This is a genomic window from Streptomyces sp. NPDC050674 (genome assembly GCF_040654575.1).
Lineage (GTDB): Bacteria > Actinomycetota > Actinomycetes > Streptomycetales > Streptomycetaceae > Streptomyces.
Genome location: NZ_JBFAIG010000002.1, coordinates 151,481 through 173,558 on the forward strand (window position 1 = coordinate 151,481; position 22,078 = coordinate 173,558).

The following is a 22,078-nucleotide window of genomic DNA, read 5'->3' on the forward strand; positions in this document are numbered from 1 at the left end:
CCGGGCGGGGCGCGCGGGACGCGTGCCGTATGAGGGAGCAGTGGCCGGCGAGGCCGACGGGGCGCTTTCGCCCCGGTCGCGTCAGAGGGCCTGTTTGCGCGTGAGGTGGGTGAAGGCCAGCCAGCCCGGCAGCACGGGCAGCCACAGGGTCAGCAGGCGGAACAGCAGGACCGCCGGTGCCGCGACCTCCTTGGGCAGCCCGACGGCGATCAGACCGACCGTCAGGGTCGCCTCGACCGCGCCCACACCACCCGGTGTCGGCGCCGCGGACCCGAGGGCGTTGCCCGCGAGGAAGACGACGGCGACGCTGGCGATGCTGATCGAGGTGGACTCGTCGCCGAACGCGCGGATCGACGCGTCCAGGCACATCACGAAGCAGGCGGTCAGCAGCAGCATGCCGCCGATGCCCGTGACCAGCTTCTGCGGCCGCTGGAGCACGTCCAGCATGCGCGGTACGACACCCGCGAACAGCGACCGCACGCGCGTGACGACGAACTTCCGCAGGAACGGCACCGACGTCACCACCAGCACCAGCACCGCCACCGTCAGCAGACCGGCGATGACCGTCCGGGAAGGCGACAGCGAGGGCGTCTTCTCGGTGCCGGTCAGGTAGCCGAACGACAGCAGCATCAGGATGTGACAGCCGAGCCCGAACAGCTGCGACGCGCCGACACTCGCCACCGCGAGCCCCGGCCGCACACCCGCGCGCTGCAGGAAGCGCGTGTTCAGCGCGACCCCGCCGACCGCCGCCGGGGCGACGATCTTCACGAACGACCCGGCGACCTGGGCCGCCACGGTCCGCACGAACGGCACCCGCTCGGGCACGAACCCCAGCAGCGCCATCGCCGCGGCGACGTAGCTGCACATCGAGAACAGCACGGCCGCGGCGACCCAGCCCCACTCGGCGTGCGCGATGAGCGGCCCGAACTCGATGTGCGTGAGCTGCGTCAGCAGGAAGTACGCGCCGATCGCGCCCGCGATGAAACTGATCAGGGTGCGCGGACGCACCCGCTCCAGCCGGGCCGGCTCGACGGGTGCCTGCGGCCTGATCCGCAGCACCGCGTGCCGGATCTGCGTGAGCAGGTCCTCCTCGCGTGCCTCTTCCAGGGCCTCGTCGATCGCCCGCTTCTCGGCCCGCTGCTCCGCCCGCACGGCCTTCTTGTCGGGCTTCTCCAGCACGGACACGGACTCGTCCGCGTCCTCCTCCAGCCGGGCCTGCTTGGCCTGCCGGGACGCCTCCAGCACCGCGTCCCGCTCGCGCTGCGCCCGCTCCCGGGCCAGTCTGCGCAGCGTCGCGCGCGTGGAGCGGCTGAGCGCGATGGGCTGGAGCATCGGCAGGCAGTTCGCGACCGCGTCCGGGCCGAGCACGCCCACCGCCGAGGCCACCGCGCGCTCGGCGCCCACCCGCAGGCCGAGGGTCACCAGCAGCTGGGAGGTGTCCATGCGCAGCAGCAGATCGCCGGCCGCGATCTCGCCGACGCGCAGGTCGGTGAGGATCACCGTGCCGGAACGATCCACCAGGATCGCGTCTCCCACCAGCCTGCGGTGCGCGATGCGCCGCGACTGCAGGGCCTTCACCTGGTGCCAGGTGTCCCGCAGCAGGTCGTCGGTGATCTCCTCGTCCGGCAGCGAGTCGAGGGTGCGCCCGCCACTGTGCTCGTAGACGAGCATCACCGCGTCCGGGCCGAGCTCGGAGGTGGCGATCAGCTTGGGGGCGTTGGCACCGGCCGCGATGGCCGCGTACGCCAGCAGCGCCTCCTGCTCCAGGGCCTGCCGCAGCGACTGGAGGCTGCTGCGGGTCGCGAAGCCTCGCAGGGTGAGGTTGCGCCAGGCGCGGTAGAAGAACCCCTGCGCCTGCTGCTCCCGGTCGACCACGGTCACGTCCAGGGGCGGACCGTCCTCCAGGGTGACGAAGTAGCGCCGGCCCCGGTCTCCGGTGTCCGGGTTGTCCGAGGTGTCCTCGCGGGACGCGCTGACCGGGCGGAACCCCACGGTCCGCAGACCGGCCATCAGCGTCTGCCCGGTGGGCCGGACGTTGGGCGAACCGACCGCGTAGAGGGTGCCGTAGGCCACGGTCCAGCCGATCAGCACCGTCAGGATGATCGAGAACGGAGTCGTGTAGCCGGTGACGAGCATCGAGAAGGCGTCGAGGAGCAGCACGACCCACAGCACCGCGCGCCACCTGGGTCTGCGCGACATGCCGACGGCCGTCATGTAGGCGATGACCGGGGCCAGGTAGCCGTGCACGGGGTCGGTCAGCGCGTGGATGTCGCCGGGGGAGGGCTGGGTGAGCGCCTCCTGGATCGAGTCGGGCGCGGCCCGGGCGACCCACAGGTCGGTGGCGAGGGTCACACCGTGTGCGAGGACCGCCGCCAGGACGCCGTCGGCGATCCGCAGCCCGTCCCGCTTGATCAGCCGCTCGATGGCGAAGGCGACCGGCACCAGCAGGATCGCGATGCTGGAGGCCAGTCCGGCGATCTTGATGAGCAGGTCCGGCGCCTGTCCGGTGCCCTTGTTGATGTCCTGTTCGAGGCCCGAGGTGGTGCCGTGCGCGAACGCGGCGATCCCGATCAGGATCGCGACGGCGAGCACGCCCACCAGCAGACGCATCAGGTCGGACGGGCGGTGCACGCGCGCGGGGAGCAGCGGTTCGTCGCCCTCCACCTCGTCGATGTGCGCGAAATCGGGCTCCTCGCCGGACGTCCGGGGCTTCTTCGCGGCCCCCTTGGGACCGTCGTCCGGAGCGGCCGGGCGCGACGAAGCGTCAGAGGTGCCTTCCGCGTCCTCCGGGTGCGCACCCTGCTGCTTCATCGTCTCTTCTTGGTCTCGTATCACCGATCACCGCCCGCACGATGGTGGCATGCCGCACCGGCACACGGGGCATTCAGGGTGCACATGCGGGGGCGGACAGTCTGCCCGACGCGCTCCCGCCGGGCGAGGAGAACGCCCGGGAACGCCCCAGGCCCGTTGTCGGTGGGGTGCGGCAGGATGGGACGGATGAGTGAGCAGAGCCCTGAGGGGGGCCGGTACGAGGACGGGCCCGCGCAAGCGCTGCCCGAGTACGCCGAGCGGGTCCTCGACGTCGCCGAACTGATCCCGCCGGGCCGTGTCATGACCTACGGGGACGTCGCCGAGTGGCTGGAGCAGGGCGGTCCGCGGCAGGTCGGCCGCGTGATGGCGCTCTACGGGGGAGCCGCCCCGTGGTGGCGGGTCGTCCGCGCGGACGGCGTCCTGCTGCCCGGGCACGAGCAGCGGGCGCTCGGCCACTACCGGGCGGAGGGCACGCCCCTGAAGGAGGCGAGCCGCGCCGCCGAGGGCCACCTGCCGCGCATCGACATGAGACGGGCGCGGTGGGACGGCGGCGATCGCGCGGAGGGTCACACCTGACAGCTTCCGCCATCGGACGGCCTCTCGTGTGACCCGTGATCCGTACGGGGGAATCGGGACACTCCGGGGGGATGACGTACGTTCGTGAGGCGAGGGGCATGAGTGCCAGGCGTGCCGGCAGTGACCGGCGGGAAAAAGGGGAAGCCCTGCTTCCGCCTCATTACCCGGCGTAGCGTCGGCTGCGCGTGCCCCCGTCACCCTGCGGCCACCGCCCGACACACGGTGGCCCGCCAACCAGCACTTCCACCAGAACCGGCGAACCACGTGAGCTCCTCTTCCTTCACCAGCGGCCTGTCGCACCCCCGGGTACGGCGGGGGAGCCGTGGCGCTTACCGACTGGTACGTACCCCTCCTGCCCGGGTGGACCCCCCTCGTCTGGACGCCTCACAGCGCTCCGTGGTTGACCACCCGGGCGGCCCGCTGCTCGTCCTGGCGGGTCCGGGCACCGGCAAGACCACCACGCTCGTCGAGTCCGTGGCCCGGCGCGTCGCCCGGGGCGCGGATCCCGAGCGCGTGCTGGTGCTCACCTTCAGCCGCCGCGCGGCCGTCGAACTGCGCGACCGCATGGCCCTGCGCACCGGGGCGGCCCGCGCGCCCCGGGCGACCACCTTCCACTCGTTCTGCTACGCCCTGGTCCGCGCCCACCAGGACAGCGACCTGTTCGTGGAGCCGCTGCGGCTGCTGTCCGGCCCCGAGCAGGACGTCTCCGTGCGCGAGCTGCTCGCGGGCCAGACCGATCTGGAACGGCTCGGGCTCGCCCACGTGCGCTGGCCGGACGAACTGCGCGCCTGCCTGACCACCCGTGGTTTCGCCGACGAGGTCCGCGCGGTCCTCGCCCGCAGCCGCGAGCTGGGCCTGGGCCCCGACGCCCTGGACGCCTTCGCCCGCCGCACGGGACGCCCCGACTGGCGTGCCGCGGCCGCCTTCCTCGCCGAGTACCTCGACGTGCTCGACCTCCAGGGCGTGATCGACTACGCGGAGCTCGTCCACCGCGCGGTGCTCCTCGCCCGCCGCCCCGACGTCGCCGCATGGCTCGCCGCCCGGTACGACGCCGTCTACGTCGACGAGTACCAGGACACGGACCCCGCCCAGGTGCGGCTGCTGGACGCCCTGGCAGGCGGCGGCCGCACCCTCGTGGCCTTCGGCGACCCCGACCAGTCGATCTACGCGTTCCGCGGCGCCGACGTGAACGGCATCCTGGACTTCCCGCACGCCTTCCCGCGCGCGGACGGCCGCCCGGCCCCCGTCTCGGTGCTGCGCACGTCCCGCCGCTCCGGCGCCGGCCTGCTGGCCGCCACCCGGCTGCTCACCCGGCGCATGCCGCTGACCCGCCTGCCCGCCGAGAAGGTGCGCGCCCACCGCGAACTCGCTCCCGTGCGCGACGGCGGCCACGTCGAGGTGTACACGTACCCGACGTCCGGTACGGAGCTGGACAACATCGCCGACATCCTCCGCAGGGCCCACCTGGAGGACGGCGTCCCGTGGCGCGACATGGCCGTGCTGGTGCGCGCCGGCTCGCGCACCATCCCCGCGTTCCGCCGCGCCCTCACATCGGCGGGCGTCCCCGTGGACGTCGACGGAGACGACGTGCCGCTGCGGCACGAACCGGCGGTCGCACCGCTGCTGACGGCACTGCGGGCGGTGGCCACGGCGGAGGCCGGAACACCCGAGGCCCAGGAGCCCGAGCCGGATGACCCGCCCGAGGACGCCCCCGCCACGCACCAGGACACCTCCTGGCTCGACACCGAAACCGCCCTCACCCTCCTCACCTCCCCCCTGGCCGGCATGGACGCCGCCGACCTGCGCCGCCTCGGCCGCGCCCTGCGCGACGAGGAACGCGCAGCGGGCAACCCCTTGCCGCCGCCCTCCGACGTGCTGCTCGCACGGGCGCTCGCCGAACCGGAACGCCTGACCGTGCACGACCCCACGTACGCGCGTGGCGCCCAGCGCCTCGGCGCGCTGCTGCGCAAGGCCCGCGAGCGCCTGGCCGGCGGCGGCACCGCCGAAGAGGCGCTGTGGGACCTGTGGGAGGGCACACCCTGGCCCGGCCGGCTGGAGCGGGCCGCCCGCCGGGGCGGCGCCGCCGGTCGCAACGCGGACCGCGACCTGGACGCCGTCTGCGCCCTGTTCGCCACCGCCGCCCGCGCCGAGGAGCGCATCGGCGGCCGGGGCGCCCTCAACTTCCTGGAGGAGATCGACGCCGAGGACATCGCCGCCGACACCCTCACCCGGCGTGCCGTACGCCCCGACGCCGTCCGCCTGATGACCGCGCACCGCTCCAAGGGCCTGGAGTGGCGTCTGGTGGTCGTCGCGGGCGTCCAGGAGGGTCTGTGGCCGGACCTGCGCCGCCGCGGCTCCCTCCTGGAGGCCGACCGCATCGGCCGCGACGGACTCGCCGAACCCCTCACCCCCGGCGCGCTGCTCGCCGAGGAACGACGCCTGTTCTACGTGGCCGCCACGCGCGCGCGTGAACGCCTCGTCGTCACCGCGGTGAAGGCCCCCGCGGACGACGGCGACCAGCCCTCCCGCTTCCTGACCGAACTCGGCGTCGAGCCCAAGGACGTCACGGGCCGCCCCCGCCGCCCGCTGTCCGTCGCCGCACTCGTCGCCGAACTGCGCGCCACCACGGTCGACCCGCGCGTCTCCGACGCCCTGCGGGAGGCCGCCGCGCACCGCCTGGCCCGGCTCGCCGCCCTCGCCGACGAGGACGGCCGCCCCCTGGTGCCGTCCGCGCACCCCTACCGCTGGTGGGGCATGTTCGAGCCGACCGAGTCCAAGGTGCCGCTGCGCGACCGCGATCAGCCCGTGGTGCTCTCCGGCAGCGCCCTCGACCAACTGGCCAACACCTGCGCCCTTCAGTGGTTCCTCGGCCGCGAGGTGAAGGCCGACGCGCCCGCGACGGCCGCCCAGGGCTTCGGCAACGTGGTGCACGTCCTCGCCGACGAGGTCGCCTCCGGGCGCACCCCGGCCGACCTCGGCGTCCTCATGGAACGCCTCGACTCCGTGTGGAACGCCCTCGCCTTCGACGCGCCGTGGAAGTCGGCCCAGGAGAAGGACAACGCGCGCGTGGCGCTCGAACGGTTCCTCCAGTGGCACGTCATGAACCGCACCGGGCGCACCCCGGTGGCCAGCGAACACGACTTCGACGTCACCCTCGAAGCGGGCGACTACCAGGTGCGCATCCGCGGCCAGATGGACCGGGTCGAGGCGGACGGTGAAGGCCGCGCCTATGTGGTCGACTTCAAGACCGGCAAGCAGGCGCCCAGTTCCCACGAGGTGGAGCGGCACCCGCAGCTGGCCGTCTACCAGCTGGCCGTCCGCGAGGGTGCCGTCGACGACGCCTTCGACGGCGTACGCCCCGAGCCAGGCGGCGCCGAACTCGTCCACCTCCGGCAGGGAGCGGCCAAACGCGACGGCGGCGAGACCCTGCCCAAGGTGCAGGCCCAGGAGCCGCTGGAGGGAGAGTGGGTCGGCGACCTGCTGGCCACCGCCGCGGGCAAGGTCCTCGACGAGCGGTTCACCCCGTCCGCCGGCCAGCACTGCACGCACTGTGCCTTCCGGGCCTCGTGCAGCGTGCGGCAGGAGGGGCGTCACGTCGTCGAGTGAGGTAACGCACCACATGTGCTGACCTGCGCTCCTTCCGCCCCTGAGGCCGATCCGGTCACCGCTGTCAGTGGGCGCCGCTAGCCTTTCGATGTGCCCGCCCGTATCACCGATCCCGAGCAGCTCAAGGAGCTCCTCGGCATCCCCTTCACCCCGGAGCAGACGGCCTGCATCACCGCGCCGCCCGCCCCGCAGGTGATCGTGGCCGGAGCCGGCTCGGGCAAGACGACGGTGATGGCTGCGCGCGTGGTGTGGCTGGTCGGCACCGGCCAGGTCGCCCCCGAGCAGGTGCTCGGCCTCACCTTCACCAACAAGGCCGCCGCCGAACTCGCCGAGCGCGTCCGCAAGGCCCTGGTCAAGGCCGGCGTCACGGACCCGGACGTCATCGACCCGGACAACCCGCCCGGCGAGCCGGTGATCTCCACGTACCACGCCTTCGCGGGCCGCCTGCTGACCGACCACGGCCTGCGCATCGGTCTCGAGCCCACCTCCCGGCTGCTCGCCGACGCCACCCGTTTCCAGCTCGCCGCGCGTGTCCTGCGCGAGGCCCCGGGGCCCTACCCGGCCCTGACCCGCTCCTTCCCGGACCTGGTCGGTGACCTCCTCGCCCTCGACTCCGAGCTCGCCGAGCACCTCGTACGCCCGGAGGCCCTGCGCGCGTACGACGCCGAGCTGCTGCTGACCCTTCGGGGCGGCAAGCTCAGCAACGCCGATCTGCGCAAGGTCCCCGAAGCGGCCGCCGCCCGGCGTGAACTCGCCGAGCTGGTCACCCGCTACCGGACCGCCAAGCGCGAGCGGGACCTGCTCGACTTCGGCGACCAGATCGCCCTGTCGGCCCGCCTCGCCGGTGTCCCCGAGGTGGGCGGCGCCCTGCGCGACGAGTTCCGGGTCGTCCTGCTCGACGAGTACCAGGACACGTCGGTCGCCCAACGCGTCCTCCTGGCAGGTCTGTTCGGCGAGGGCACCGGCCACCCCGTCACCGCGGTCGGCGACCCCTGCCAGGCGATCTACGGCTGGCGCGGCGCCTCGGTCGCCAACCTCGACGACTTCCCCGAGCACTTCGCCCACGCCGACGGCCGCCCCGCCACCCGCCAGGCCCTCAGCGAGAACCGCCGCAGCGGCGGCCGCCTCCTCGACCTCGCCAACGGCCTCGCGGAGCCCCTGCGCGCCCTCCACGCGGGCGTGGAGGCCCTCCGCCCGGCCCCCGGCGCCGAACGCGACGGCATGGTCCGCTGCGCCCTGCTGCGCACCCACGCCGAGGAGATCGACTGGGCCGCCGACTCGATCGCCCACCTCGTCCGGACCGGGACGGCACCCGGCGAGATCGCCGTCCTGTGCCGCACGGCGACCGACTTCGCCGAGATCCAGGGCGCCCTGGTCGCCCGGGACGTCCCCGTCGAGGTCGTCGGCCTGTCCGGGCTGCTGCACCTGCCGGAGATCGCCGACCTCGTCGCCGTCTGCGAGGTCCTCCAGGACCCCGGCGCCAACGCCTCCCTCGTACGCCTGCTGACCGGCCCGCGCTGGCGCATCGGCCCGCGCGACCTCGCCCTGCTGGGGCGGCGCGCCCGGCTCCTCGTGGCCCACGCGCGCGTGGCGGACGACGACGACCGGGACCGCCGCCTCGCCGAGGCCGTCGAGGGGGTCGACCCGTCCGAGGTGATCTCCCTCGCGGACGCCCTCGACACGTTCCTCGAAACACCGCTGGACGGCCGCGGGGACGACGACGGCCTGCCGTTCTCGCCCGACGCGCGGGTGCGCTTCGCCCGGCTGGCCACCGAACTGCGCGAGCTGCGCCGCTCCCTGTCCGACCCGCTGATGGACGTCCTGCACCGTGTCCTCGCCGTCACGGGCCTGGAGGTGGAGCTGTCGGCGTCCCCGCACGCCCTGGCCGCCCGCCGCCGCGAGACCCTGTCCAACTTCCTGGACGTCGCCTCGTCCTTCGCCGCCGGCGACAACGAGGCGTCCCTGCTGGCCTTCCTCGCCTTCCTGCGCACCGCCGCCCAGTACGAGAAGGGGCTCGACAACGCCCTGCCCGGTGGCGAGAACACCGTCAAGGTGCTCACGGCCCACAAGTCCAAGGGCCTGGAGTGGGACGTCGTGGTCGTCCCCGGCCTGGTCACCGGCACCTTCCCGAGCAGCAAGGGCCGCGAGAAGTGGACCTCCCAGGGCAAGGTCCTGCCGCACGGACTGCGCGGTGACGCCGACACCCTGCCGGACGTGACGTCCTGGGACGCCAGGGGGCTGAAGGCCTTCCACGAGGCCATGAAGGACCACCAGCACACCGAGGAACTCCGCCTCGGCTACGTCACCTTCACTCGCCCCCGTTCCCTCCTCCTGGGCTCCGGGCACTGGTGGGGGCCGACCCAGAAGAAGCGCCGGGGACCGTCCGCGTTCCTCCAGGCCCTCTACGAGCACTGCCGGGCCGGGTACGGAGAGATCGAGGCCTGGGCGGACGAACCCGCCGAGGACGAGGAGAACCCGGCCCTGCACCAGGCGACGGCCGACCAGGTGTGGCCCCTGCCCCTGGACGCGACGGCCCTCGCCCGGCGCCGTGCGGCCGCCGAGACCGTCCTGGCCCACCTGGAGGACCTCGCCTCCCAGGAGCACGGACACCCCACGGCCGTGCACGCCCCGGACGGCCGCGTCGACGACCCGGAGTGGCCGCCGCCCCCCGAGGACGACGAGCCTCCTTATGAAGGGCCTCCGTACGACGAACCGGACCCGTTCGAGACGGATCCCTTCGACATGGATCCCTTCGACGCGGACCCGTTCGACACGGACCGGATCGACACGGACCGGATCGACACGGACCGGATCGACACGGACCGGTTCGGCGAGCACCCCTCCGGCGAGCACCCCTCCGGCGAGGACCCGGTCGTGGCCGAGGCCGTCGTGGAGAACCCCGTCGACGACGCCTGCCGAGAAGCCCCTGCGGGAGCGGACGCCCGGAAGGAGAGCCACCCCACCGTCCCCCACCAGGCGGCCCCGGCGGAGCCCCCGCCGGTCCGCGCGCACCCCGGTGCACCCGAGGCCCCCGGCCGCGGAGGCCGCGACCACTCGCGGCTCACCCCGGAGGAGGCCCGCACCATCGCCTCCTGGGACCGTGATCTCGACGCCCTCACCGGCGAGCTGCTGCGCGCCCGGGACAGCGTCACCGACGTCCCTCTGCCGGTGTCGCTCTCGGCGACGCAGCTGCTGCGCCTGGCCGCCGACCCGGACGGCTTCGCCCAGGAACTGGCCCGCCCCATGCCCCGGCCGCCCCAGCCCGCGGCCCGGCGCGGCACCCGCTTCCACGCCTGGGTCGAGTCCCGCTTCGAGGCGCTCACGCTGCCCATGCTGGAGCCCGGGGAACTGCCCGGCAGTGACGCCGAGATCGCCGACGAGCGGGACCTCGAAGCGCTCAAGGAGGCCTTCGAACGCACCGAGTACGCACGCCGCACGCCCTACCGGGTGGAGGCCCCCTTCCAGCTCGCGATCGCCGGCCGGATCGTCCGGGGCCGCATCGACGCCGTCTACAGGCAGGGCGAGGGGAAGCACGCGACGTACGAGATCGTCGACTGGAAGACCAGCCGCTCCCGCACCGCCGACCCGCTCCAGCTCGCCGTCTACCGTCTCGCCTGGGCCGAGCAGCAGGGCGTCTCCCCGGAGTCGGTCACGGCCACCTTCCTGTACGTGCGTACCGGCGAGGTCGCCCGCCCGCGCGATCTCCCCGGCCGGGCCGCCCTGGAGCGACTGCTCCTGGACGAGCCGGCGGGAGGGGAGCTCGGTGAGCAACCGCACTCGGAGGACGTCGGTGCGGGCCGATAGGCTCGTGACCATGAGCCAGACCCCGGACAGCGTCGTCCGTACGTACATCCAGCAGCACCGCGCCGCCTTCCTCGACGACCTCGCCGAGTGGCTGCGCATCCCGTCGGTGTCCGCCCAGCCGGACCACGCGCCCGACGTACGACGCAGCGCCGACTGGCTCGCCGCCAAGCTGACGGAGACCGGCTTCCCGACGGCCGAGGTCTGGCCCACCCCGGGCGCGCCCGCCGTCTTCGCCGAGTGGCCCTGCGACGACCCGCAGGCGCCCACGGTGCTGGTCTACGGCCACCATGACGTGCAGCCCGCCGCCCGGGAGGACGGCTGGGACAGCGAGCCCTTCGAGCCGGTCGTGCGCGGCGACCGCCTCTACGCGCGCGGGGCGGCCGACGACAAGGGCCAGGTCTTCTTCCACACCCTCGGAGTCCGCGCCCACCTCGCCGCCACCGGGCGCACCACCCCGGCCGTGCACCTCAAGCTGCTGATCGAGGGCGAGGAGGAGTCCGGCTCGCCGCACTTCCGCGCCCTGGTCGAACAGCACGCCGAGCGGCTCGCCGCCGACGCCGTGATCGTCTCCGACACCGGCATGTGGTCCGAGGACACCCCCACGGTCTGCACCGGCATGCGCGGCCTCGCCGAGTGCGAGATACGCCTGTACGGCCCCGACCAGGACATCCACTCCGGGTCCTTCGGCGGCGCGGTGCCCAACCCGGCGACGGCCGTCGCCCGGCTGGTCGCCGCCCTGCACGACGAGCACGCGCGCGTGGCGATCCCCGGCTTCTACGACGGCGTGGTCGAACTCACCGACCGCGAGCGCGAACTCCTCGCCGAACTGCCCTTCGACGAGCAGCAGTGGCTGCGCACCGCCAAGTCGCACGCCACCGGGGGAGAGGCCGGCTACACCACCCTGGAGCGGATCTGGGCCCGCCCCACCGCGGAGGTCAACGGCATCGGCGGCGGCTACCAGGGCCCCGGAAGCAAGACGATCATCCCCTCCTCCGCCCTGGTGAAGCTGTCCTTCCGCCTGGTGGCGGGGCAGGACCCCGGCCATGTGGAGAAGGCCGTCCGTGCCTGGGCCGCGCAGCAGGTGCCGCCCGGGATCCGCTGCGACATCACGTTCAGCGGGGCCACGCGCCCGTGCCTGACGCCGCTGGACCACCCGGCCCTCCGGTCGGTCACCCGCGCCATGGGCCGCGCCTTCGAGAAGCCGGTCCGCTTCACGCGCGAGGGCGGCTCGGGCCCGGCGGCGGACCTCCAGGACGTCCTCGACGCCCCGGTGCTGTTCCTGGGCATCTCCGTCCCCTCGGACGGCTGGCACGCCCCGAACGAGAAGGTCGAACTCGACCTGCTCCTCAAAGGCGTCGAGACCACCGCGTACCTGTGGGGTGACCTCGCCGAGAACTGGCGCCATGCGCCCTGAGTGACCCGAGCCGTCCGGACCGGGCACGCGCGCGGGGGCACACTGGAAGCGCCGCCCCGCACCGCCCGAGCCCGAGGCCCCGGTCCCCTCCTGCCGTACGTCCCGCCGAACCGCCTGCCGAACCCGACCGTCCCACCGGGGAGTTGGAAGCACCCGTGACCACCTGGACCGACCACAACGCCGACCGCCCCATCTCGCTCACCGCCCCGAGCGGCATCGACCGGGCCGCCCACCACCGGCTCGACGAAGCCTGGCTCGCGGCGGCGTGGAGCCACCCCACCACCCGCTGCTTCGTGGTCTCCGGCGGACAGGTCCTCATCGACGAGACGGCGGACGGGCGCACCGAACTCGTCATGACCCCCTCTTTCGAGGCACCCCTGACCGAGGCGCACCGCTACTTCCTCGGCATCGACGAGGACGGCGTCAGCTACTTCGCCCTCCAGAAGGACTCCCTGCCCGGGCGCATGGACCAGTCCGCGCGCCCGGCGGGTCTGCGTGAGGCGGGCGCGCTGCTGTCGGCCCGCGACGTGGGTCTGATGGTGCACGCCGTGGGTCTGGAGAACTGGCAGCGCACCCACCGCTTCTGCTCGCGCTGCGGCGAGCGCACCGTCATCGCCGCCGCCGGGCACATCCGCCGCTGCCCGGCCTGTGGCGCGGAGCACTACCCGCGCACCGACCCGGCGGTGATCATGGCCGTGAGCGACGAGGACGACCGGATCCTGCTCGGCCGCCAGGTGCACTGGCCCGAGGGCCGCTTCTCCACGCTCGCGGGTTTCGTCGAGCCCGGCGAATCCATCGAGGAGTCGGTGCGCCGCGAGGTCCACGAGGAGGTAGGGATCAGCGTCGGCCAGGTCGAGTACGTCGCCAGCCAGCCGTGGCCCTTCCCCTCCAGCCTCATGCTGGGCTTCATGGCCCGTGCCACCTCGACCGAGATCGAAGTCGACGGGGACGAGATCCACGAGGCACGCTGGTTCTCCCGCGACGAGCTGGGCGCCGCCTTCGAGTCCGGAGAGGTGCTCCCGCCCTACGGCATCTCGATCGCCGCCCGCCTGATCGAACTCTGGTACGGCAAGCCCCTCCCGACCCGGAGCGCCGCCTGACAGGAGCCGCCGGCATGGCTGGTCCGCACTCGGCCGACCCCTACTGGAATCACAACGTCCATCACCACCCGGCCGTCCTCGCCGCCGTGCCGGGCGGCTGCGCCGCGGCCCTCGACGTGGGCTGCGGCGACGGCCTGCTCACCCGCAAGCTCGCGGCCCGGGCGGCCTCCGTCACGGGGGTGGACCGGTCCCCGGAGATGATCAGGCTCGCCCGCGAGCACGCGCACGTGCCCGCCAATGTGCGGTACCGGGAGGCGGACTACCTCCTGGACGCGACCCTGGCCGAGGGCGCGTACGACTTCGTGAGCGCGGTGGCCGTGGTCCACCACGCCCCGTTCGAGCAGGCCGTCACCCGTCTCGCGCGGCTCACCGCGCCCGGCGGCCGTCTGGTGATCGTCGGCATGGCCGCCAACCGGACGGTGCCTGACTGGCTCATCAGCGCCTGCGGCGTACCCGCGAGCGTGCTGCACGCCCGCCGCCACGGCGGCAAGCGCGGTCCGGTCGGCATGCCGATGGAAGACGTGCACATGTCCTGGTCGCAGATCCGGCGGGCGCTGCGCCGCCTCCTGCCCGGCTGCGACGTTCGCCGCACGCTGCTGTGGCGCTACGTCGTCCTGTGGGACCGTCCACGAGAAAGCGGCCCCTGAGTCGCCTCAGAAGCCGCCTTCCCCGCACCGCCACACGGCGACTAGGCGCCGATCTTCTGCTTCACCTGCGCAAGCGAGGGGTTCGTGAGCGTCGAGCCGTCCGGGAACAGGACGGTGGGCACCGTCTGGTTTCCGCCATTCGCCTTCTCCACGAACGCGGCGGACTCCGGGTCCTGCTCGATGTTGATCTCGGTGTACGCGATGCCCTCGCGGTCCATCTGGCTCTTCAGCCGGCGGCAGTAGCCGCACCACGTGGTGCTGTACATCGTCACAGTGCCCAGCATGTGTCTCGTGCTCCTTCGTTGGCTCGGGGCGGGTGGTCGCAGTGAGGGAACGTATGTGAAAGGTCCAGCATTCCCGTGCCCCGGGCGCGGCCGGACATGACGCCTGCCGCATTGATACGACTATCGGTGCGTGCCTGTGGACAACCGGCGCGGCCGTCTCTCGCGACCTGGCAGCATGGCTGTGTGACAGCAGCAACGCACTCCACCCTGTTCCCGCAGGTACCGGACTCCGCCGACGCGGTGCTCGAGGGGCTCGACCCCGAGCAGCGCGAGGTGGCCACGGCCCTGCACGGTCCGGTGTGCGTCCTGGCGGGCGCGGGCACGGGCAAGACGCGGGCGATCACCCACCGCATCGCCTACGGAGTGCGCGCCGGCATCCTGCACCCCTCCAGCGTCCTCGCCGTCACCTTCACCAACCGCGCAGCGGGAGAGATGCGGGGCCGGCTGCGCCAGCTCGGCGCCGCCGGGGTCCAGGCGCGTACGTTCCACTCCGCCGCCCTGCGCCAGCTCCAGTACTTCTGGCCGAAAGCGATCGGTGGCTCCATGCCCCGGCTCGTCGACCGCAAGATCCAGCTCGTCGCCGACGCGGCGGCCGCCTGCCGCATCCGGCTCGACCGCGGCGAGCTGCGGGACGTCACCGCGGAGATCGAATGGTCCAAGGTCACCCAGACCGTCCCCGCCGACTACGCACCCGCCGCCGCCAAGGCCGGCCGCGTGTCCCCCCGCGACCCGGCCGAGATCGCCCAGCTCTACGCCGCCTACGAGGACGTCAAGCGCGAGCGGTCCGTCATCGACTTCGAGGACGTGCTGTTGCTGACCGTGGCCGTCCTCCAGGACCGGCACGACATCGCCGAGCAGATCCGCGCCCAGTACCAGCACTTCGTGGTCGACGAGTACCAGGACGTCAGCCCCCTCCAGCAGCGCCTGCTCGAACTGTGGCTGGGCGAGCGGGACAGCCTGTGCGTGGTCGGGGACGCCAGCCAGACGATCTACTCGTTCACCGGCGCGACCCCGGACCACCTGCTCGACTTCCGCACCCGCCACCCCGGTGCCACCGTCGTCAAACTGGTCCGCGACTACCGCTCCACCCCCCAGGTCGTCCACCTCGCCAACGGACTGCTCGCCCAGGCCCGGGGACGGGCCGCCGACCACCGCCTCGAGCTCGTCTCCCAGCGCGCGCCCGGTCCCGAGCCGGTCTACGCCGAGTACACGGACGAGCCGGCCGAGGCGGAGGGCGCGGCCCGCCGGATCCGCGAGCTCGTCGACTCCGGGGTCCCCGCCTCCGAGATCGCCATCCTCTTCCGCACGAACGCGCAGTCCGAGACCTACGAGCAGGCCCTGGCCGACGCCGGAGTGCCTTATCAGCTGCGCGGTGCCGAACGGTTCTTCGACCGCCCCGAGGTGCGCAAGGCGGGCATCGCACTGCGCGGCGCGGCCCGCTTCGGCGGCAACGACGCCCTCCTCGACGACGTCGTCGACCTGCCCTCCCAGGTGCGCGCCGTGTTGTCGGGCGAGGGCTGGACGTCGCAGCCACCGGCGGGCTCCGGCGCCGTCCGGGAGCGCTGGGAATCCCTGGCCGCCCTCGTGAACCTCGCCCAGGACTTCGCCGCCGCCAAGCCGGGCGCCACCCTGGCCGACCTCGTCGCCGAACTCGACGAACGGGCCAACGCCCAGCACGCCCCCACCGTGCAGGGCGTCACCCTCGCCTCCCTGCACTCGGCCAAGGGCCTGGAATGGGATGTCGTCTTCCTGGTCGGCGTCGCCGAGGGCATGATGCCGATCACCTACGCCAAGAGCGACGAGCAGATCGAGGAGGAACGCCGTCTCCTCTATGTCGGGGTCACCCGCGCGCGGGAACACCTCCATGTCTCCTGGGCGCTCTCCCGCTCACCGGGCGGCCGCCCCAGCCGCCGCCCCAGCCGCTTCCTCGACGGGCTGCGCCCCGGCTCGACGGCCACCGTGGGCCGGACCGCCGCCGGCGGAGCGGGCGGAATCGAGCGCGGAATCCCCGGAACCAGGGGGTCCGCCCCGAGACGGACCCAGCGTGTCCCCGCCCGCTGCCGGGTATGCGGCCGCACGCTCACCGACCCGGGCGAAATGAAGCTGATGCGGTGCGACGACTGCCCCTCCGACATGAACGAGGGCCTGTACGAGCGACTGCGCGAATGGCGTGCCGGCCAGGCCGCCAGCAGTGGTCAGCCCGCGTTCTGCGTGTTCACGGACAGGACCCTGATGGCGATCGCCGAGACCGCTCCCGACGACGAGCGCGCACTCGCCCGCATCCCGGGCGTCGGCATGCGCAAGCTCACCCGCTACGGGGCCGACGTACTGGCCATCTGCGCAGGCCAGTCGGGCGCGCAGACCACAGAGGACGACTGACACGAACTCGTCGAAAAAATAGTTTGCGCATGCCCCAGCAATCCCCATAGGTTCTTAGGCACGAGAACAGCGGCCTTCTCCGAGGCCCTGATCCCGTGATGTACTTGCATATCCGTAGGACTGGTTCGTCCAGTCCCCCGAGACGCCGAGAGGAGGCGAGTCCAGTGATCAGCATCAACACCAGCTCCGTCAGCATCGTGAAAATGACCGATCGCTCGGCCGTCTCCGCGTGCATGCTCGGCGTTTCGAACCTGGGCACCGGTCTGTCCGGCATTCGTGCCGTCCGTCCGGCGTCCTCCTCCGTCGCTCCCGCGGGTCTTCCCGTTCGTGAGCGCAATGAGCGACCGACCAAGGCACTGGAAGCGGCAGTAACGGCACAGGCGCAGGCCTATGCCTTTACGGCGACCGGTGCCGGATTCCGGAAGCAGACGACGCAGCACCACCAGATGTGGGCCTTCCGTGGGCCAGAACCCTGGAGTGATCCAGCCTGATCGTCGATCAGGCCGGCGCCTTCAGGGCCGCGGAACCCCATCCGGGATCCGCGGCCCTTCTGTTTGTCCCTGAACAGGGATGACGGACCGAAGGAGCCTCGGGACAAGCAAAGAACCCGGTACCACCACCCCCGGCCAACCGGCCGGAACGACCAGACGAGGAAGACGACCCGTGCAACTCGAAGCGCACGCCCCGTCCGTACCGCCTTCCGACACGATCCCCAAGCCCGGCTCCACGGAGGACCCCGCCTTGACCCCGCTCACCGCGCTCACCGCGCTCGACGACGCCATCGAGAACCTCGGCGTACCCGTCCCGTGCCGTTCCTACGACCCGGAGGTCTTCTTCGCCGAGTCGCCCGCGGACGTCGAGTACGCCAAGTCCCTCTGCCGTACCTGCCCGCTGGTCGAGGCCTGCCTCGCCGGCGCCAAGGAGCGGCGTGAGCCCTGGGGCGTCTGGGGTGGCGAGCTGTTCGTCCAGGGTGTCGTCGTCGCCCGGAAGCGGCCGCGTGGCCGCCCGCGCAAGAACCCGGTCACCGCATGAACACCGCAGGAACAATCGACCGTCCCCTCACGCACGACCCCCAGAAGCAGGCCCCGATGAAGCCGTCCACTTACGAGCCCGCCGGCTCCGCTACCCAAGACTTCACCATCAGCGGCGCGAAGGACTCGCGTCAGAACAGGACCCGAGAGATGCAACTCATTCCAGAAGCCATGGCTCGTGCGCATATGCGCGACCGACTGCAAGAGGCGGAGCGAGACCGACAGGCAGTGCGCCTGGTGGCCGCCCGCCGGATGCAGCGCAGGGCGGAGCGCGCCTCACTGCGCGCCCGCCGGGCGCTCGCCCTGGCAGTCATGCAGTGATCCACCGCACCTGAAGCGGGCGCCTCCCGACCGGGAGGCCGCATGTCCCACGCGGGGGCCGGACCGTGCCAACGGGTCGGCCCCCGCCGGGCGTTGTAGGGGGCGGGACGGCGCGCGGTGTCCGTGCCGGGGCAGCCGCGCCCACTTGGCCGAGGTGTTGTGCGCCATATCGGCAAGGGCATAGCGGCTTCCCAGTGAGGGCTTTTGCGCTCTCCCGGCGCGGGTGGCGCACCGGCGAAGCCCCACGGCGCTGTGCCCGGCGAGCCGCCCGGTGCGGGGATATCGTCGGTGGATGACGAGTCCTCCAGGAGTCGGCGACGACGGATCCGCCGCCGAGCCGCGGCGCTTCGTCTGCGCCCGTTGCGGTACGACGGCCGATGTCCCGACCGAAGATCCGCCCCTGACCTGGACCTACTCCATTGAGGGCGGGGCCCGCCGTCTCTACTGCGAGGCCTGCTCCCGGGAACACCTCAGGTCAATCGAAGGGCGCCTGGAGTCGGACTGGTGGTGAGGCCCGGGCGGGAGCTCACCCTTCCGCCACTGCCTCCTCGTCATCCGCCAGGTCCTCCGGTACGAACCCCGGCAGCCACTCCTCCAGCTCTTCGCGCAGCCGCACCGTGGCTCCCAGCTGACACAGCACACCGATGGTGCTCAACGTCACCCGGTGGATCAGCAGGTAGGACGGGGGCAGGTTGAGCTGCTTTCCGAGCTGGTAAGCGGGGGAGCGTGGGTCGGCGACCCGGGCCGCCTGGCTGCGCATCCAGCCCCGGGTGAAGGTGAACTCATCGACCTGGGCCGGCTCGATGATGGGCAGCAGGTAGTCCATGACGGCGTCCGGGTCCAGCTCTATGGTCTCCTTGACGAATCCCTCGGCGCACAGCAGCTCGTAGACCGCCTCGGCCTCCCCGTCGAGGGTCATCCGCAGGGACTCGCCGATGGTGGCGGGCAGGCCGCCCGGAAGCCGGTCGACCGTGCCGAAGTCCAGGACGCCGAGCCGCCAGTCGTCCTCACCCTCGGGTCCGCCGGGCAGAAGCCGGAAGTTGCCCGGGTGGGGGTCGGCGTGCAGCAGGCCCGTGCGGGCGGGGCCGGAGAACAGGAAGCGGGCCAGGAGCTGGCCGGCACGGTCGCGCTGCTCCTGGGTGCCGTCCGAGATGACCTCCGACAGCGGGATGCCGTCCATCCACTCGGTGACCAGGACCTGGTCGGACTGGTGCACCACCTGCGGCACGACCACGTCCGGGTCGTCCGTGAACTCCTCCGCGTGGGCCCGCTGGGCCTGAGCCTCCAGGCCGTAGTCCAGTTCCTCCGAGACACGGTCCTTCAGCTCCGTGATCAGCGGCTTGATGTCCATGCCGGGAATCAGCGGACCGAGCAGGCGTGAGAAACGGCTCAGCTGGTTCAGATCCGACAGCAGGGCCTCGCCGGCGCCCGGGTACTGCACCTTGACCGCCACCTCGCGGCCGTCGTGCCACACCCCTCGGTGGACCTGGCCGATCGAGGCCGCCGCGGCGGGCTTGTCCTCGAACTCCAGGAACAGCTCGTGCCAGCCCTCGCCCAGCCGCTCAGTGAGCACCGCGTGCACGGTGCGGGTCGGCATCGGCGGCGCCGCCTCCTGGAGCTTGGTCAGCGCGGCCCGGTAGGGGCCGGCCACCTCCTCGGGCAGCGCGGACTCGAAGACGGACAGGGCCTGCCCGAACTTCATCGCGCCGCCCTTGAGCTCGCCGAGCACCTTGAACAGCTGGTCGGCTGTGCGCTGTTGGAGTTCGCGGCCGACGAGCTCGGCGGATTCACCGACGATTCGCTTGCCGAATCCCCAGGTCGCCCGCCCGGCGATGCCGAGCGGGAGCGCGGCGAGCTTGGCGGTCCGGGTAACCGCCTTCCGGGGAAGATCAGACATGCGCCCTCCAAGTCCCAGCCGGCCGTTCCGCCCCTGCCTCACGGCACTGCTCCGACGGCCGTCGCACCGCCATTGTCTCGTGTGACCCCCCATCCTCCGAGAGGTGCTCCCCATTTCCCTTCTTCGCCGCCGCGCACGGGCATGCCGGATGGGCCCAGATCGGCCGCGCATGCCAGTGCAGACCAGGGACGGAGACCTCCCAGCGCGCCCCGGCGCTGGAGGGGACCCGGCCGTCGAGGAAGGCGAGCGCGTGGGCCGCCGCCAGCCCGGCCACGGTCGTGGCCAGCGTGAGGTCGCAGGGTCGTACCTGGCGCTGCCTGCCGGAGCGCCACTGGGCGACCAGCCGCGGCCAGACCGGGTCCCGCTGGACACGGCCTTCGTGCAGACATCCCGCGCAGCTCGTCTCCCCGGGAAGGACGAGCGGGCCGACCATGCCGGTGCCTTCCACCACACCGGCGTACAAGTGGGGTGTTCCGGAGGCCATCAGCGGCTCGGCCGTGGCCGGGTCGGGCGCGTGCACGGCGACATCGTCGCGCGGTGCGAGGACGACCAGCGAGAACCCCGGCTCGCCCGGCTCGGGGGACGTCTGGACCGCCGTGCGGCGTGGTGGCCGGTCCGGGGCCGCCCGGCGCGCGGCTCGGCGGGCCGATTCGTCCCTGCGGTCGCCGACGGCTTCCGCCGGGTGCCCGCCCGGTGCCACGTCCCACGGCTCCACTCGGCCACCGTCGAGCACGTCCACCTCGCCCACGCCGGCTCCCGCCAGGAGCGAGGCCAGCACGGCCCCCACCCGGCCGGCGCCGCGTACCTGCACACGCTGTGATCGCCGGGCGGCCAGCCGACCGATCGCGTCGCCCGGGGCCGAGGTGGTCAGGGAGAGGGAGGCCAGGTCCGGGCGCAGCCGGTCGAGGACCTCCTTCTTCTTGCGCAGGGCGTCGGCGCCCGGGCCGCCGCCCCGGGCGTCGTCCAGAAGTCCGGCTCGCTCGAGCCCGCTCACCAGCCCGTCGACATGACCGTCGGGCAGGTCCATGCGGCGTCCCTCCTCGCGCAGCAGCTCCAGCCCCCGCGTGCCGTTCAGCAGGTCGAGGAAGCTGCCCGTCGCCTGGTCCATCGGGCCGAGCGTCATCGCGTGCGCCGGTGTCATCCCGAACTGCACGGTCTTGAGGTCGCGCCAGCCGCGCCTGAGCGCCGGCTTCACCATCGGATGCATGACCGCCCCCGTTTTTCTCGGATCGTCCCCGTTTGCCGGCCAGGCGAGTCGCGGCCCGGGCAGATCATGCCGAGGCCGGTCGTGGGCACGGCCCCTGGACAGGCCGAACCCGAGCGCAGACAGCCCCCTGGTCCCGGGGCCGACTGAGCCGTCGCTTCGCCGACGGGATCCAGCATGCCCAACCCCGCCGTCGGCTGCCGAAAGTTGTCCACAGGCGCGGGGATTCGTCGTACAAATCCGGCGGCCGGTGGGAGCGGCGGGACCCAACCGTCCCGGAGCCGGGACTTCCCCGGGTGCAGCGGGTAACGTCGGGGCGTGCCCGCCGACCCACTGCACCGCGCCGGAAAGCCACCGCGCAGCACGACGAGCCAGCCGCCGAGCGGCTCGGGGGCGAGCGCGATCGAGGTCCGCAGGAGTACCCGCCGACGCCGGACGGTCTCCGCGTACCGCGAAGGCGATCGCACCGTGGTGCTCATCCCCGCCCGGATGTCCGAGGCGGAGGAGCAGCGCTGGGTGACTGTCATGCTCGACAAGCTGGCCGCCCAGGAGAGCAAGCGGGCCCTCGGCGACGCCGAGCTGGCCGAGCGGGCCCGGCGCCTGTCGGAGCAGTACTTCGGTGGACGGGCCCGGCCCGTGTCGGTGCGCTGGGTGACCAACCAGAACACCCGCTGGGGCTCCTGCACTCCCGCCGAAGGCAGCATCCGCCTGTCGCACCGGCTCCAGGGCATGCCGGAGTACGTCGTCGACTACGTCCTCGTCCACGAACTCGCCCATCTGCTCGTACCCGGTCACGGACCACGCTTCTGGGAACTCCTGGAGGCCTATCCGCGCACGGAACGGGCCCGCGGTTACCTCGAAGGGGTCGTCGCCGCCGAGAGGTTGCCCCATGTGCCCGGCGCGCGGGGAGACAGTCCCACCGGGTGACCGACCGCTTTCCGCGAGCGAACAGCCGATACGGCTGAGCGAGCGTTCTGTACCGGCTCTGTACCGACCTCGTCCGG

The 22,078-nt window shown here is 72.8% G+C and carries 16 protein-coding genes; 12 read left to right on the forward strand and 4 right to left on the reverse strand.

Annotated features, from left to right (window positions below):
• Positions 1-81 precede the first annotated feature (81 nt).
• The gene (locus tag AB0I06_RS04005) at positions 82-2,811 is read right to left on the reverse strand and encodes a lysylphosphatidylglycerol synthase domain-containing protein (RefSeq protein ID WP_363117157.1); all 2,730 of its coding nucleotides are present in this window, start codon (positions 2,809-2,811) and stop codon (positions 82-84) included.
• A 186-nt stretch (positions 2,812-2,997) separates the two neighbouring features.
• On the opposite strand from AB0I06_RS04005, the gene AB0I06_RS04010 reads away from it, so the two are divergent.
• The 6 genes from AB0I06_RS04010 (at position 2,998) to AB0I06_RS04035 (ending at position 13,958) form a co-directional block, all read left to right on the forward strand.
• A complete protein-coding gene (locus AB0I06_RS04010; protein WP_260461299.1) occupies positions 2,998-3,387 on the forward strand; it encodes an MGMT family protein in 390 nt (129 codons plus the stop codon).
• Between the two features lie 264 nt (positions 3,388-3,651).
• The gene (locus AB0I06_RS04015) at positions 3,652-6,993 is read left to right on the forward strand and encodes an ATP-dependent DNA helicase (protein WP_363117158.1); all 3,342 of its coding nucleotides are present in this window, start codon (positions 3,652-3,654) and stop codon (positions 6,991-6,993) included.
• A gap of 90 nt (positions 6,994-7,083) precedes the next feature.
• Positions 7,084-10,797 carry an ATP-dependent DNA helicase gene (locus AB0I06_RS04020; protein ID WP_363117159.1) on the forward strand — a complete coding sequence of 1,238 codons (3,714 nt, stop codon included), beginning with the start codon at positions 7,084-7,086 and terminating at the stop codon, positions 10,795-10,797.
• Positions 10,798-10,807: 10 nt separating this feature from the next.
• Positions 10,808-12,211, forward strand: coding sequence for a dipeptidase (locus AB0I06_RS04025; protein ID WP_363117160.1), 1,404 nt, complete (start codon positions 10,808-10,810; stop codon positions 12,209-12,211).
• Between the two features lie 143 nt (positions 12,212-12,354).
• Positions 12,355-13,311: an NAD(+) diphosphatase gene (gene nudC, locus AB0I06_RS04030; protein WP_363117161.1), complete on the forward strand. Its 957-nt coding sequence runs from the start codon at positions 12,355-12,357 to the stop codon at positions 13,309-13,311.
• 14 nt (positions 13,312-13,325) lie between these two features.
• Entirely contained in the window at positions 13,326-13,958 is a 633-nt protein-coding gene (locus tag AB0I06_RS04035; protein ID WP_363117162.1) for a class I SAM-dependent methyltransferase, read from the forward strand.
• 41 nt (positions 13,959-13,999) lie between these two features.
• On the opposite strand, the gene AB0I06_RS04040 is transcribed toward AB0I06_RS04035, so the two are convergent.
• Positions 14,000-14,242: a mycoredoxin gene (locus AB0I06_RS04040; protein WP_003992805.1), complete on the reverse strand. Its 243-nt coding sequence runs from the start codon at positions 14,240-14,242 to the stop codon at positions 14,000-14,002.
• Positions 14,243-14,338: 96 nt separating this feature from the next.
• Here AB0I06_RS04040 and AB0I06_RS04045 point away from each other — a divergent pair, with 96 nt between their 5' ends.
• The 5 genes from AB0I06_RS04045 (at position 14,339) to AB0I06_RS04065 (ending at position 18,484) form a co-directional block, all read left to right on the forward strand.
• Positions 14,339-16,621, forward strand: a complete 2,283-nt coding sequence (locus tag AB0I06_RS04045; RefSeq protein WP_363117163.1) for an ATP-dependent DNA helicase UvrD2 — start codon at positions 14,339-14,341, stop codon at positions 16,619-16,621.
• A gap of 164 nt (positions 16,622-16,785) precedes the next feature.
• A complete protein-coding gene (locus AB0I06_RS04050; RefSeq protein ID WP_234850634.1) occupies positions 16,786-17,112 on the forward strand; it encodes a hypothetical protein in 327 nt (108 codons plus the stop codon).
• A gap of 172 nt (positions 17,113-17,284) precedes the next feature.
• Positions 17,285-17,653 carry a WhiB family transcriptional regulator gene (locus tag AB0I06_RS04055; protein ID WP_033313877.1) on the forward strand — a complete coding sequence of 123 codons (369 nt, stop codon included), beginning with the start codon at positions 17,285-17,287 and terminating at the stop codon, positions 17,651-17,653.
• Positions 17,650-17,973 (forward strand): hypothetical protein, encoded by a 324-nt coding sequence (locus AB0I06_RS04060; protein ID WP_363117165.1) that lies wholly within the window; start codon positions 17,650-17,652, stop codon positions 17,971-17,973. Before AB0I06_RS04055 ends, AB0I06_RS04060 begins: the two co-directional genes overlap by 4 nt.
• Before the next feature lie 292 nt (positions 17,974-18,265).
• Positions 18,266-18,484 (forward strand): hypothetical protein, encoded by a 219-nt coding sequence (locus AB0I06_RS04065; protein WP_363117166.1) that lies wholly within the window; start codon positions 18,266-18,268, stop codon positions 18,482-18,484.
• Positions 18,485-18,499: 15 nt separating this feature from the next.
• On the opposite strand, the gene AB0I06_RS04070 is transcribed toward AB0I06_RS04065, so the two are convergent.
• On the reverse strand, positions 18,500-19,870 hold the full coding sequence (locus AB0I06_RS04070; RefSeq protein ID WP_363117167.1) for an AarF/ABC1/UbiB kinase family protein: 1,371 nt from the start codon (positions 19,868-19,870) through the stop codon (positions 18,500-18,502).
• On the reverse strand, positions 19,863-21,077 hold the full coding sequence (locus AB0I06_RS04075; protein ID WP_363117168.1) for a ThiF family adenylyltransferase: 1,215 nt from the start codon (positions 21,075-21,077) through the stop codon (positions 19,863-19,865). The genes AB0I06_RS04070 and AB0I06_RS04075 overlap by 8 nt, the downstream gene beginning before the upstream one ends.
• A gap of 315 nt (positions 21,078-21,392) precedes the next feature.
• Between AB0I06_RS04075 and AB0I06_RS04080 the strand changes: the two genes are divergently transcribed.
• The gene (locus AB0I06_RS04080; protein ID WP_363117169.1) at positions 21,393-22,001 is read left to right on the forward strand and encodes a M48 family metallopeptidase; all 609 of its coding nucleotides are present in this window, start codon (positions 21,393-21,395) and stop codon (positions 21,999-22,001) included.
• Positions 22,002-22,078 lie beyond the last annotated feature (77 nt).